We start from the raw sequence: 13030 nt of genomic DNA, 5'->3' as shown, positions 1-13030 counted from the left end.
CCGCGCGGGAATAAACGCCGCGCTGGTTCGTCTTATGCCCACTTTTCCTTACTGAGTTGGCTAAGATGAACTTTAAACCTATGGTCAGACATCTGCCGTTGTTACTGCTGGTGGTCATTATTCCCGGATTACTGCTGGTGCTGTTTCTTGCTGCAGGCGGTTGGCTGACGCCGCAGCGCCTCAGTGCGCAAAGTCTGGTGCAGTCGCTGCAGCAAAACAGCGGTGTGCATCCGGGATACCGGCGCAATCATGCCAAGGGCGTGTGCGTTACCGGCGATTTTACCTCCAGCGGCAACGCGGCGTTTCTGTCACTCGCCAGCGTTTTCCAGCCGGGTACGGTGCCGGTGATTGGCCGCTTTGCCATTGCCGGCGGTAATCCGCACGCGCCTGATTATGGCGTGCCGGTGCGCAGCCTGGCGCTGGAATTTCAGCTGGCGCACGGCGAGCAGTGGCGTACCGGCATGAACGCGCTGCCGTTTTTCCCGGTCAGTACGCCGCAGGCTTTTTACGATCAGCAGCAGGCCAGCCGACCGCTGCCGCAGACCGGCAAGCCTGATGCGCAAAAGCTGATGGCGTTTACCGTTGCCCATCCCGAAGTTAAACCTTTCTTTGCCTGGGTAAAAACCCACGTACTGGCCGCCAGCTGGGCACAGGAGCAGTACAACAGCCTGAATGCCTTCCGCTTTACCAATGCGCAGGGGGAAACGCGCTTTGTGCGCTGGAGTCTGGTGCCGCGTACGCCATGGCAGCCGATTAGCGCCGCTCAGCAGCAGCAGCCGGATTATCTGCAGAGCGACCTGCATGACCGGCTGGCGACCGCACCGCTGAAGTGGGATCTGGTGATCAGCGTGGCTCAGCCCGGCGATGCGGTGAACGATGCCAGCAAGGTGTGGCCAGCCGATCGGCAACAGGTTGTCGCCGGTACGCTGACGCTGCGCGACAGCAGCCCGCAACAGGGCGGCAGCTGCAATGACATCAATTACGATCCGCTGATTTTGCCGCAGGGCATCAGCGGTTCGGACGATCCGCTGCTCAACGCGCGCTCCGCCGCTTACGCGAAATCTTTCAATCTGCGCACGGCTGAACAGGCGCGCCAGCAGGAGAAAAAATCATGAGTCACCAGACAACCCTGTTTCATCCGCTGCTGCGCATCGTACACTGGTTGATGGCGCTGGCCGTGCTGACCATGCTATTTATCGGCGTGGCGATGGTGGCGGATATCTCGGCTGCCCATTCACTGCTGCTGGCGATACACAAACCGCTCGGCGTGGTAATCGCGTTGCTGGTGGTCGTGCGTATCGGGCTGCGGCGTTACTATGGTGTGCCCGCCATGCCCGCGTCGGTGCCGGGCTGGCAGCAAACGGTGGCACATTTGACCCATCTGGCGCTCTATTTACTGATGCTGGCGCAACCACTGGTAGGCTGGGCGATGCTGTCGGCAGGCGGGTTTCCGGTGACGATTGGCGAAGGTCTGGTGCTGCCGCCGCTGCTGCCGGTTAGCGTGGAAAGTTATGCCGTGCTGCGCCCGTTACACTCGCTGCTGGCGTTTAGTCTGTTCGCGCTGATCCTGGCCCATCTGGCTGCCGCACTGCTGCATGGTCTGATTTTACGTGATGGCGTGCTGAGTAGCATGACCGGCCTGCGCCGGGTGCGAGAGCAAAAATAATGTCTGCATTGAGCGATGACGAAATCCGCGCATTACTGCCGCATTTGCAGCGTTTTGCGCTGGGGCTGACGCGTGAGCGCATGGCCGCTGAGGATCTGGTACAAAACACGCTGGTCAAAGCACTGGACGCGGCGCGCGATGACACGCGCAGTTTGCGTGCCTGGCTGTTTTCCATTCTCTGGCATCAGTTCATTGATGGCGAACGCCGCCGCAAGCGCTGGCAGGCGATTATGACGCTATTCAGCCGCGCCGAGCCCTTTGCCGAGTCGGCTGAGCATCATGCCATCGCCGATGAGATGCTGGCGCTGTTCGCCCGTCTGCCGGCTGACAGTCGCGCATTGCTGCTCCTGGTTAACGTTGAAGGCATGCGTTATCAGGAAGCGGCTGACACGCTGGACATTCCGCTGGGCACCGTGATGTCACGGTTGTCGCGGGCGCGAAAACAGTTGCAGCACATGACCGAAGGCCTGCCGGCCCCGGTGACGTTGAGGAGATTAAAATGAATATCCCGCCCGATGAGAACCAGCTGCACGCCTGGCTGGATGGTGAACTGGATAGCGCCAGCCATCAGGCCGTCAGCGTCTGGCTGGCGCAGCATCCTGACGTCGCCGCCCAGGTTGAGGGCTGGCGTCAGGACAAGCTGCGCTTGCAACAAAGCCTGCAACGCAACATGGCGCGAACCGCCTTTACGCCACTGCAACCAGCACAGCTGCGCCAGCGGCGTGCGCGACAGCGTTATCAGCGGCTGGCGCTGGCCTGCTCGCTGGTGCTGGCGTTGGGGATCGGCAGCCTGTCCGGCTGGCAGATGACTGAACGCTTACAGAATCATCCGTTACCGATGGAGGATGCGGTACAGGCTTACCGGTTATTCGGCGATGGCGCGCAGCAGGCGACGATGGACATTAACACCCATCAGACAACACAGCTGGCCAGCTGGCTGGGCCGCTATTTTATCAACGGCCCGCTGCCGCCCAATCTGGAGCGCTTTGGCTATCAGCTCATCGGCGCGCGCCTGATGGCGAATGAGCATGGCGCCTCGGCGCTGGTGCTGTATCAGACCGCCAGCGGCACGCGCGTTGGCTGGTACATCCGCCCGCAAACCGTGCGGCTGGAAAAGGGGTCGCGCCAGGCGGACAATCTGGTGGCGCAATACTGGAGCGATCGCCACTATAACTATGCGCTGGTGAGCCCGATGAGCGGCGAAGCCGCACCGGCACTGCGTGCTGCGATAGGCAGCGAAGTGGGCTGATTCATTTGCCTGCCAGCTTTGCCTGCAGGAACGTCATAAATACCCGATTGATCTCGCTGCGCTGGCGATGCTGCGGATAAAGCGCATTCAGGTGCAGCGAGGCCGGATGCCAGTCATCCAGTACCGTTACCAGCTCACCACGCGCCAGCGCCGGAGCCACGATAAACTCCGGCAGCAGGATCAGCCCCAACCCGGCGACGGCCGCATCACGCAGCATTTCTCCGTTATTGCTGACCATCGGTCCCTGGACCGCCAGCACTTTACGCGTGTCGCCCTGAAACAGCTCCCAGCCGGTCTGGCTTTCACGTCCATAGCGCAGACAGAGATGCTGCAGCAGATCCTCCGGCTCACGCGGTGCGCCGGCGCCCTGCAGGTAGGCCGGGCTGGCACAGATCACGCGGCGGAATTCGCCCAGCCGTTTGGCGATCAGGCTGGAGTCCGGCAGCGTGCCGATGCGGATCGCCATATCAAAACCTTCACCCACCATATCCACATGCCGATCGGCCAGTTCCACCTGGAACTGGATACCGGGATGCTGGCTCAGGAATTCGGCGATATAAGGGGAAAGATGGCTGATGCCGAACGACATCGGCACGCTGAGACGAAAACTGCCGCGCAGCACCTGACGACGACCAGACACCGCCAGTTCGGCTTCCTGCACATCATCCAGAATGCGCTGCGCATGCTGGGCAAACAGCTGGCCGTTGTCGGTTACGGACAGTTTGCGCGTGTTGCGATTCAGTAAACGCGCCCCGAGCGACTCTTCCAGCGCGGCGATGCGCCGGCTGACGTACTGCTTGGAGAGCATCAGCTGTTCAGCCGCAGCGGTAAAGTTGCCCGCTTTGATTACGGCGACGTAAATCCGGAGATCTTCAATCTGCATATTGTCCACTTATCTGTGACAGTCATTGTCATCCAAGCGCATTGTTGGGCAAATCAGTTTACGTATACTGGTCAGCAACGGGAAGGGCCTTCGCCCTCCAGCTAAAAATTTAAGGAGCAGACCATGATTGAACAACGACTGTCCGAACAACGTGGCTTAGGCGATCACGGCTGGCTGCATTCACGCCATACCTTTTCGTTTGCCAGCTACTGGGACCCACAACAGACCGGTTTCTCCGATCTGCTGGTGATTAACGATGATCAGGTAGCACCGGGTCGCGGTTTCGGTGCGCATCCGCACAACAACATGGAGATTATTTCTTACGTGCTGGAAGGCGCGCTGGAGCATAAAGATTCCATGGGTACCGGTTCGGTTATCGTGCCCGGTGACGTGCAGCTGATGAGCGCCGGCAGCGGCGTAACGCACAGCGAGTTTAACCACTCGAAACAGGATAATGTGCACTTCCTGCAGATCTGGATCGTGCCGGCAGAACGCGGTACCGAGCCAGGTTACCAGCAGGTGTCAGTGGCAGAAGCCGACAAACGCGGTCAGCTGCGCCTGATTGTTTCGCCACAAGGCGACAACGGCTCGCTGCGCGTACGTCAGGATATGCGTATTTACGCGGGACTGTTTGACGGTGCCGAGCAGCAGACGCTGGAACTGGCTAACGATCGCTATGCTTATATTCACGTGGCGCGCGGCAGCATTGAAGTGAATGGCGTGAGCTTTAAAGCCGGCGACGGCGCGCGCGTACGCAATGAGACGGCGCTACAGTTCGCTAACGGTAACAATGCTGAAGTGCTGGTGTTTGATTTACGACCAGTAGAAGTTAATCACCCGCAGCGTTAATTCATTGCGCGGTAAGTCAGCGAGGCATGGCGTGAACCTTCACGCCATGCCTTTTTATTTGGCTTAAGGTACGAATAATAACCAGCACCTGACAGGTCCGGCATAAAATAGGAATTTTTACCTTCCACAAAAATGCAAAGCCCCTTAAATTTGCCTCCAGGATAAGCACGCTACGCCAGGTATTAGGCGGCTAAACAACAAACAAAGTTAACACTATTACATTCCATTAGAATTAATGGTAATGAGGATTTTGATGGTTTTAAAACGCAGCTTTAATATCGCAGTGGTATTGGTTTTAGCCTTTTCTGTAACGGCTTGTGGCATGTCTCATCGTGGTCGCAACACCGCCATCGGTGCGGGTGTGGGTGCGGTGGGTGGCGCCGTTCTGACCGGCGGCAGCACTTTCGGTACCCTCGGGGGCGCGGCTATTGGCGGCCTGATTGGTCACGAAGTCAGCCGTTAATTTCACCGCTACTCAGGATTTCGCCAGCCGGAATGCTGGCGAAATTTTAAACCACTTCATTCTTAAATCCTTATTCGTCCACTTTTCTCTTTTATCCATCGCCGGATAGCATCGTGGTTTATTTGGCTGCAATGATAAACACACCTAATCGCGATGCGAGATGTAAAACCTCGCCATAAGTATCGGAATCATCAATCAGGCTTAATGATTTATTAAGTGGCGTCAGCATGCCCGGTGAAATTCGATCGCCAAATAACATCACTGCCCGCGCTGAATCATCCTGACGGGATATCCATGAAAGGCCCTGCGCTGATTCGCTCTGATGATGCAGAGCGGCTGCCCAGCGTCGGGTGAGGGGATAGTGATGTTTTTCTGTATCAATAAGCTGCTTACGCGTGATACCTAACTTGCGCAATGCGATGCTGCTCAGGTCGATTAGCAGCATATCTTCATTAACTTTAAGACAGGAATGAAGTTGATGATGTAATTTGTTCTTATCCAGCGTCTTAAGACCGGGTGCGAAGGGCACGTCATGAAATACCGTTTCCATTAATGCGCAGTCTCTGGTCGAACCGCCGTAAAGGGTCGGTATTGGCTGCCCATGTCTGGTTTTTATCGGACTGAAGCGGGCATTCCCTTTCACTCCGGGATTGAACTGGTTGGCGGCATAACGCGACAGATGGACCCGGTGCAGAATGCTTCCTGCTGAAAGCGTAATAAATGAAAGCTGAAGTAAAGCGCCTGGCAATGGCGCACCTTCTTCGGCAGTAATAACAGGCAGAGTTGATAAATCATCAGGTTGCGCCGCAGTGCTGCGCTTATCCATGCGTTATTCCTTCCATTTCATCCAGAGCGGCGTCGATGACGCGTTGCGCTTCGGTTAGCAGTAGATCCTGTGGCCGTTTGCCCGCAAGGAAACTGTTATTCGACAGAAACCACAATGCGATAGCCCAACTGTCTTTGTGTCCGGCAAAAATCCTGAGTATCTGAGCCAGTGGTTTAACCGGGCGAAAGTGCGTGTCGCGATCCAGGCCATAATCGGGGAAATAATCTATCCCATTGTGATTGATGGCAAATATCTGGCCGCTTTTTTTCCATTTATTCGGCTGAGCGCTCGGATTTGTGGAACTCAACCCTGCCAGTTGCGCCACTTCTGCGGCGCTGAGCCAGTTTCCGCTCTCCAGTACGGCATTGCGCGCCTCTAGTAACATCGCCGCTTCTTTGAGTAAATGAGGCGAAGCTGGCACGCGCGGTAACATCGCACTGGCCAGTTGCTCCAGCGATTCCTGCCGCTGCCGCTGTTGAAAAATTGCAAACATGGATGAAGCGATTGCGGAAAGATTTTCTGACAGGTTGCGTAGCGTCAGCGCATCGCCTGGATGGTCAAAAGTAATGGCAACAACGTGACTGGCATGTGATTTTGACAGCCGACCCTGAATCTCCTGCGGGGTACCTGTCAGTGCAGAAACCCCGGTGTGATCTTTATTGCTAACCATCAGTTTACTCCCGCAAGGTTATTTGGGTTATCTGATTTTAAAGATATCTCGAATAACTTGCAATGGCATTGACGGTGCTGCTTTAAGTAAGCAAGAGGCAAGAGGTAAGAGGGAGCACACTGCAGGAAACGGATTGTTAAAAGTGGAAAAGTTAACAATCCGTTTGAGGTTCAGTCGATCTGAAGCTGATGAATCATCAGAGCGGCGCGTGCGGCTTCTTTGCCTTTTTTAATAAAATGTTCGGTATAAAACGCTTCAATCGCATCGACCGGCTGAAAATTGTGCGGAGTGAGTGATACCGAAAACACCGGAACATTGGTGGCGAGCTGCACATTCATCAGGCCATCGACGACGGCCTGCGCGACAAAGTCATGGCGATAGATGCCACCGTCGACCACCAGCGCGGCACAGACAATCGCATCAAATTTGCCGGTTTCGGCCAGGCGTTTGGCCAGCAGCGGCATTTCAAACGCGCCGGGTACGTCATAGCTTTTTAAAGTATTTTCGACGCCTTGTTCTGCCAGTTCCTGCTCAAATCCTACCAGCGCGTTGTTCACGATCGCCTGATGCCATCCTGCTTTGATAAAAGCCACACGAAACTTATTCATAATGCTTCCATGATTAGCTGAAAAATTTATAAGTGAATAATAAAAAAGTCTTTTTTATCATCTGTCCGCTATCCGTCTGGTATACCATATGTTGCAATTTTGATCCACAACGCGGGCAGCGCGGTTAACGTGCTGCTTGACGCCAGCCAGCGCCTGCAATACAAATAGACGCGTCGGGGGAGTCTCGCCTGAGAGACTGAGAGGCTAATAGCGCACTGCGCGGCTTAGCGACCCTTTGAACCTGACCCAGTTGATACTGGCGTAGGAAGACTGACGGCTTCATGTGCAAAGCCGTCTGGCGCAAAGGCGAGCCCGATCGCTGGCGTCGATTCCCTTCACCTGTATCTGCGGGTCTCAGTTATCACTGAGAGGCCGATGTGAATTTCCCAGATTATTTACCGGAATATTGTTCATGAGCCGCTGGAGCGTGCTCGGTAGCGGCGTGTCCGGACTTTGTGTCGCCACGCTGCTGGCTGAGCGCGGCGAAACCGTCGAGGTCATTGATGATGAAGCGCGTCAGCCTGCCTCGTGGTTTGCCGGTGGCATGCTGGCGCCGTGGTGTGAAGCAGAAAGCGCGCCAGCGGAGGTGATTACACTCGGCCAGCATGCTGCGGCCTGGTGGCAAACGCGCGTCAGCAGCGTGGTGCATCAGGGTACGTTAGTGCTGGCACCGCCGCGTGATAACCCGGAGTTAAACCGCTTCGCGCGCATGACGACGGCGCATCAATGGGTTGATCCGGCGTCGCTTGAACCGGCGCTGGAAAACCGGTTTGCGCGCGGACTGTTTTTCCCGCGCGAAGCACATCTCGATCCGCGCCGTGCGCTGGCTGAACTGCGTGACAAACTGCTGCAGCGCGGCGTCCGCTTTGATGCGCGCCAGCCATCGGGCCGGATCATCGACTGTCGCGGTATCCATGCCAGAGCGCAGCTCTCCGGCCTGCGCGCGGTGCGCGGGGAAATGCTGATCCTGCAGAGTCATGAGGTGACATTTTCCCGGCCGATTCGTCTGCTCCATCCGCGTTTTCCCTGTTATCTGGTGCCGCGTCGCGACGGCCACTTCATGCTCGGTGCCACCATGATCGAAAGCGACGATGCCAGCGCTATCAGCGCGCGCGCCATGATGGAACTGCTCAGCGCGGCCTACACCCTGCATCCGGCGCTGGCGGAAGCGCGCGTCATCGAAAGCGGCAGCGGTCTGCGTCCGGCATGGCCGGCTAATCTGCCGGAAATCCACTATCACAACGGTATTTTTTATCTTAACGGCATGTATCGTCACGGTTTTCTGCTGGCACCAATGATGGCAGAACAGCTGATGCAGCGCCTGTCCGGGGAGGTTAGCCATGAATATTCAGCTTAACGGCCGCACCATCAGCACTGAGGCCACCAGCCTCAGCGAATTGCTGATCGAACAGCAAATCGATGCGGCCTGTGTTGCCACCGCCTGCAATGGCGATTTTGTGCCGAAAAGTCAGTATGCCAGCCTGCAGTTACAGGAAGGCTGGCAGCTGGAAGTCCTGTCACCGATGCAGGGAGGCTGAGCGATGTTTTACGATTTTACACCGCAGTCACGCTTGCTGCTTGGCACCGCAGGCTACCCTTCACCGGCGATTTTGCAGCAGGCGATCGCCGCATCCGGCAGTGAAATTATCACTGTCAGCCTGCGCCGCGAAGGCACAGCGGGCGCGGCTTTTCGCGAGCTGCTGACAGGCCTGAATGTGCGCGTGCTGCCCAATACTGCTGGCTGCCACACGGTCAAAGAGGCCGTCACCACCGCGCACATGGCGCGCGAGCTGTTTAACACGCCGTGGATCAAGCTGGAAGTGATTGGTCATGCCGACACGCTGCAGCCCGATCCGTTCGCGCTGGTCGAAGCGGCACGCATTTTGTGCGCCGACGGCTTCCAGGTGTTTCCCTACACCACGGAAGATCTGATTGTCGGTGAAAAACTGCTGGCCGCCGGCTGTGAACTGCTGATGCCGTGGGGGGCGCCCATCGGCTCCGGCCAGGGACTGCGAAATATTGACGGGCTGCGGGCGATGCGTGCCTGGTTCAGCGATATTCCACTGATCATTGATGCTGGCATCGGCGCGCCGTCACAGGCAGCGCAGGCGATGGAGATGGGCTTCGATGCCATCCTGCTCAATACCGCTGTGGCGAAAGCGGGCGATCCGGTGGCGATGGCGCGCGCGTTCCGCCAGGCGATTGCTGCCGGGCAGGGGGCGCGCGAAGCCGGGCTGATGGAGAAGCGTGATATGGCCATGGCCTCAACGCCGATCTTCGGCCTCGCTAACCTGAACTAAGGAGCGCGCAATGGAACGCTACCAACGCCAGATGATGCTGCCGGAGATTGGCGTCGTCGGGCAGCAGAAACTGGCTCGCGCCCGCGTGCTGGTAGCCGGTGGCGGTGGGCTGGCCGCCACGCTGCTGCCTCAACTGACGGGCGCGGGCGTCGGTCAGCTGTGTCTGTACGATGACGATCAGGTCGCGCTGCATAACCTGCATCGCCAGACGCTGTTCACCCTGCAGGATGTGGGGCGCAGCAAAACTGTGGCGGCGCAGCAGGCTTTGCAGCAGCGTAATCCTGAGGTGCAAATCGAAGCGGTGCCCGAGGCGCTGAGCGCCAGCAATATCGCGCAGGCGCTGACGGGGTGCGATCTGGTGATTGATGCCGCCGATAACTTCGCGGTGACTTACCAACTGTCGGATGCCTGTTTCCAGGCAGGCATCCCGCTGATCAGCGCCTCGGTGCTGGGTCGTCAGGGCTATGCTGGCGGTTTTTGCGGCGGCGCACCGAGCTACCGTGCGCTGTTTCCGCAGCTGCCCGCCTCCGCAGCTAACTGCAACACCGCCGGCGTGATGGGGCCAGCCGTGGCGGCGCTGGGGGCGATGCAGGCGCAGATGGCGCTCAGCGTACTGCTCGGGCTGCAACCCTCACCGCTCGGCTGCATGGTCAACTGTGACTTCGTCAGCTGGCACTTTCGTTCGTTCCGCTTTGATGCGGCACAGGAACCGGCCCAGCCCGGCGTGCCGTTTATTGATGCTCACCTGTTACAACCCGGAGACTGCATTGTGGAGCTGCGCAGCTGCGAAGAGGCGCCCGCCAGCGTGGCCGATCGGGTTGAGCGCGTATTGCCGCACGAACTGGACGCCTGGCAGCCACCGGCGGATCGCCGCATCGTACTGGTCTGCGCCAGCGGCATCCGGGCAGCGCGGGCGGCCAGCGCGCTGGCGCAGCGCGGCTTTAATCAGCTGGCGATTCTGGCGGCGCGCCGGCCATGACGCAGGACATCCGCTTTGAGCAGGTGAGCTTTGCCTGGGGCGAAAAACAGCTATGCGATCGGCTCAATCTGCAACTGCGCGGCGGCAAAACCACGGTGCTGCTGGGCTGCAGCGGCATTGGTAAAAGCACGCTGCTGCGTCTGGTGGCCGGCCTGGTGCAGCCGCAGCAGGGCAGCCTGAGCGGTATTGCGCAGCACGTGGCATGGATGGGGCAGCAGGATCTGCTCTATCCGTGGCTAACGGTGCTGGAGAATGTGATGCTGACGGCGCGTCTGAGCGGTGCGAAGCCGGACCGCGTGCGGGCGCACCACTTGCTGGCACAGGTGGGACTGGAAGACGAGGCGCAAGCCGCGCCCTCACAGCTCTCGGGTGGCATGCGGCAGCGGGTCGCGCTGGCGCGCACGCTGTATGCGCAGCGCGAGCTGGTGCTGATGGATGAGCCGTTCGCCACGCTGGATGTGATGACCAAACACCAGCTGCAAACGCTGACCGCGACGCTGCTGCGCGGCAAAACGGTGCTGCTGGTGACCCACGATCCGCTGGAAGCCTGCCGCATGGCCGATGACATTCTGCTGTTGCACGGCCAGCCGCTGCAGGTGACGCACTGGCCTGTGCCGGCAGGTACGGTGCCGCGCGCGCTCAATGATGCCGGACTGCTGCAGGCGCAGGCCGAACTCTTTTCCCGACTGAATTCCTATGAAAAAGCTGAGTAGTGGTATCTACCTGATCGCGGTGGTGCTGGGCGTGTGGCTGCTGGCGCGCCACAACGGCGTACCGGCATTTCTGCTGCCGGCACCGCAGGCGGTGCTGGAGGCTCTGTGGCAAAAGCGGCAGCTGCTCGCGCATCACGCAATGTTTACGCTGGCGGAAATTGTGCTGGCGCTGCTGCTGGGTGTCGGCGGTGGCGTGGTGCTGGCGGTACTGATGGCCTCCAGCCCGCTACTGCGTCGGGTGCTGTTTCCGCTGGTGACAGCCAGCCAGACCATCCCGGTATTTGCGCTGGCCCCGCTGCTGGTGTTGTGGCTGGGTTTTGGCATCGCGTCAAAAGTCGTGGTGGCGGCGCTGATTTTGTTTTTCCCGCTGTGCCTGTCGCTGTTCGACGGTTTATGCCGTACGCCTGCCGGCTGGCTGGAGCTGGCGCAAACGCTGTATCCCTCGCGCTGGCGTATTTTCTGGCGCGTGCGCTGGCCGGCTGCGCTGCCGCAGTTTTTCGCCGGCCTGCAGATGGCGGTGGTGCTGGCACCCATTGGGGTGGTGATCGGCGAGTGGGTCGGTGCCAGCGAAGGGTTAGGCTACCTGATGATGCAATCCAACGCGCGGCTGGAAACGGCCACCAGTTTTGCCGCACTGCTGCTGTTAATGAGCCTGGCGCTGCTGCTCTCAGCGGCCGTAGCGCTGGTGCGTAAAAAATTTCTCTGGCAATCATACTAAGGAACTTGAGTGAATAGACTTCTTCGTGCCATCGCTTCGTTACTGCTGCTGGCCACCATCAACGCGCAGGCAGCCGAAAAGGTGCGGCTGCTGCTCGACTGGTTCATTAACCCTAACCACGCGGCGATCTTTGCCGCTCAGTACAGCGGGGCGTTTAAACAGCAGGGGCTGGATGTCGAGATGATCGCACCGGCGGATTCCGCGTCGGTACCGCTGTTGCTGGCGGCAGGCAAAGCGGATCTGGCGATTAGCTATCAGCCTCAACTCTATACGCTGGTGGACAAGCAAGTGCCGGTGATCCGGGTTGGTACCCTGATTAACCAGCCGCTGAACACCCTGACAGCGGTATCGGGCGATATCCACAGTATTAAAGATTTCGCCGGTAAATCGATTGGCTATGCGATTCCCGGCGCGGAAGATGTGGCTATCCGCAATATGCTGAAATCGCAGGGCGTCGACGTTAACAGCGTGAAACTGGTAAATCTGAATATGGACGCCGTCTCCGCGCTGCTGACGCATAAAATTGACGGCGCGCTGACCATCTTCCGTAACTACGAGCTGCTGGATTTGCAGGACAAAGGCGCAAAGCCGGTGTCGTTTAAACCGGAAGATTACGGCGTGCCGGCCTACGATGAGTTGATTATTCTAGCCAACAGCAACACGGCGGCAAACGATCCCCGCATCCCGGCATTTCTGCGTGGGCTGGATGCGGGCATCGCCTGGCTGCGCGCTCACCCGCAACAGGTGTGGCAGGCGTTCATTAAGCGTTATCCTGAACTGGATACGCCGCTCAATCATCAGGCCTGGCAGGCGACGCTGCCTTATTTTGCAACGCACAGTGCGGAATTTAATCAGGCGCGTTATCAGGCATTTGGTGAATATATGAAAGCCAACGGGCTGATCACCACCGTGGCGCCGCTGGCGCGCTATTCACTGTAATCCGTCCGCTTGCGCCGTTTTCCCGGGCCGGGAGAACGGCGCGCGTTGACATTGTGTGCGGCCGGGGGACAAACGGAGACCCGTATCCCCGGTTTTCGGAAAATACTGGATTTCTGTGACTGTTATCACTGCGCGGGTAACGCTAAAATAAATACTTCTCATTTAGC

General features: G+C 58.3%; 16 protein-coding genes, 1 pseudogene and 1 riboswitch. Of the genes and pseudogenes, 13 read left to right on the top strand and 4 right to left on the bottom strand.

From position 1 onward, the window contains the following. Positions 1–65 precede the first annotated feature (65 nt). From CBW22_RS18015 to CBW22_RS18000, 4 genes are read left to right on the top strand one after another with little or no spacing between them, the layout of a single operon-like run. Positions 66–1115 (top strand): catalase family peroxidase, encoded by a 1050-nt coding sequence (locus tag CBW22_RS18015; protein ID WP_088517398.1) that lies wholly within the window; start codon positions 66–68, stop codon positions 1113–1115. Next, a complete protein-coding gene (locus tag CBW22_RS18010) occupies positions 1112–1666 on the top strand; it encodes a cytochrome b (RefSeq protein WP_021508913.1) in 555 nt (184 codons plus the stop codon). Before CBW22_RS18015 ends, CBW22_RS18010 begins: the two co-directional genes overlap by 4 nt. Beyond that, positions 1666–2169, top strand: a complete 504-nt coding sequence (locus CBW22_RS18005; protein ID WP_058781060.1) for a sigma-70 family RNA polymerase sigma factor — start codon at positions 1666–1668, stop codon at positions 2167–2169. Before CBW22_RS18010 ends, CBW22_RS18005 begins: the two co-directional genes overlap by 1 nt. Continuing rightward, positions 2166–2915, top strand: a complete 750-nt coding sequence (locus CBW22_RS18000) for an anti-sigma factor family protein (RefSeq protein ID WP_088517397.1) — start codon at positions 2166–2168, stop codon at positions 2913–2915. The genes CBW22_RS18005 and CBW22_RS18000 overlap by 4 nt, the downstream gene beginning before the upstream one ends. A 1-nt stretch (position 2916) precedes the next feature. On the opposite strand, the gene CBW22_RS17995 is transcribed toward CBW22_RS18000, so the two are convergent. Then, the gene (locus CBW22_RS17995) at positions 2917–3798 is read right to left on the bottom strand and encodes a LysR family transcriptional regulator (protein ID WP_058776085.1); all 882 of its coding nucleotides are present in this window, start codon (positions 3796–3798) and stop codon (positions 2917–2919) included. A 123-nt stretch (positions 3799–3921) separates the two neighbouring features. Here CBW22_RS17995 and CBW22_RS17990 point away from each other — a divergent pair, with 123 nt between their 5' ends. After that, the gene (locus tag CBW22_RS17990; protein ID WP_021508917.1) at positions 3922–4647 is read left to right on the top strand and encodes a pirin family protein; all 726 of its coding nucleotides are present in this window, start codon (positions 3922–3924) and stop codon (positions 4645–4647) included. 253 nt (positions 4648–4900) lie between these two features. After that, positions 4901–5110, top strand: coding sequence for a glycine zipper 2TM domain-containing protein (locus CBW22_RS17985; protein ID WP_031279978.1), 210 nt, complete (start codon positions 4901–4903; stop codon positions 5108–5110). 118 nt (positions 5111–5228) lie between these two features. Here the strand turns inward: CBW22_RS17985 and CBW22_RS17980 are convergent, their stop codons facing one another. The 3 genes from CBW22_RS17980 to CBW22_RS17970 all read right to left on the bottom strand — a co-directional run bounded on the left by CBW22_RS17980 (position 5229) and on the right by CBW22_RS17970 (position 7214). After that, on the bottom strand, positions 5229–5936 hold the full coding sequence (locus CBW22_RS17980; RefSeq protein WP_088517396.1) for an RES family NAD+ phosphorylase: 708 nt from the start codon (positions 5934–5936) through the stop codon (positions 5229–5231). Next, positions 5929–6606: a hypothetical protein gene (locus CBW22_RS17975; RefSeq protein WP_088517395.1), complete on the bottom strand. Its 678-nt coding sequence runs from the start codon at positions 6604–6606 to the stop codon at positions 5929–5931. Before CBW22_RS17975 ends, CBW22_RS17980 begins: the two co-directional genes overlap by 8 nt. A gap of 170 nt (positions 6607–6776) precedes the next feature. Then, positions 6777–7214, bottom strand: a complete 438-nt coding sequence (locus CBW22_RS17970) for a 6,7-dimethyl-8-ribityllumazine synthase (protein WP_088517394.1) — start codon at positions 7212–7214, stop codon at positions 6777–6779. Positions 7215–7379: 165 nt separating this feature from the next. Beyond that, positions 7380–7499: riboswitch (TPP riboswitch) on the top strand. A gap of 127 nt (positions 7500–7626) precedes the next feature. Here CBW22_RS17970 and CBW22_RS17965 point away from each other — a divergent pair. The 7 genes and pseudogenes from CBW22_RS17965 to CBW22_RS17935 all read left to right on the top strand — a co-directional run bounded on the left by CBW22_RS17965 (position 7627) and on the right by CBW22_RS17935 (position 12863). Beyond that, a complete protein-coding gene (locus CBW22_RS17965; protein WP_088517393.1) occupies positions 7627–8571 on the top strand; it encodes an FAD-dependent oxidoreductase in 945 nt (314 codons plus the stop codon). Next, the gene (gene thiS / locus CBW22_RS17960) at positions 8555–8752 is read left to right on the top strand and encodes a sulfur carrier protein ThiS (RefSeq protein WP_010615679.1); all 198 of its coding nucleotides are present in this window, start codon (positions 8555–8557) and stop codon (positions 8750–8752) included. Before CBW22_RS17965 ends, thiS begins: the two co-directional genes overlap by 17 nt. Before the next feature lie 3 nt (positions 8753–8755). Next, positions 8756–9514 carry a thiazole synthase gene (locus CBW22_RS17955; RefSeq protein ID WP_088517392.1) on the top strand — a complete coding sequence of 253 codons (759 nt, stop codon included), beginning with the start codon at positions 8756–8758 and terminating at the stop codon, positions 9512–9514. Between the two features lie 10 nt (positions 9515–9524). Continuing rightward, positions 9525–10493: a HesA/MoeB/ThiF family protein gene (locus CBW22_RS17950; RefSeq protein ID WP_088517391.1), complete on the top strand. Its 969-nt coding sequence runs from the start codon at positions 9525–9527 to the stop codon at positions 10491–10493. Between the two features lie 77 nt (positions 10494–10570). Then, positions 10571–11206: pseudogene (locus CBW22_RS17945) on the top strand (ABC transporter ATP-binding protein); the annotation flags it as partial. Further along, positions 11190–11924 (top strand): ABC transporter permease, encoded by a 735-nt coding sequence (locus CBW22_RS17940; protein ID WP_058776076.1) that lies wholly within the window; start codon positions 11190–11192, stop codon positions 11922–11924. The pseudogene CBW22_RS17945 and the gene CBW22_RS17940, both read left to right, overlap by 17 nt. Positions 11925–11933: 9 nt before the next feature. Next, positions 11934–12863: an ABC transporter substrate-binding protein gene (locus tag CBW22_RS17935; protein ID WP_088517389.1), complete on the top strand. Its 930-nt coding sequence runs from the start codon at positions 11934–11936 to the stop codon at positions 12861–12863. The last annotated feature ends 167 nt before the right edge of the window (positions 12864–13030 follow it).

The sequence above is a fragment of the Pantoea sp. VS1 genome, from assembly GCF_002207995.1.
Taxonomy (GTDB): Bacteria; Pseudomonadota; Gammaproteobacteria; order Enterobacterales; family Enterobacteriaceae; genus Pantoea; species Pantoea dispersa.
Note: the sequence above shows the minus strand (reverse complement) of the source record. Positions and strands in the feature narration are given on the sequence as shown.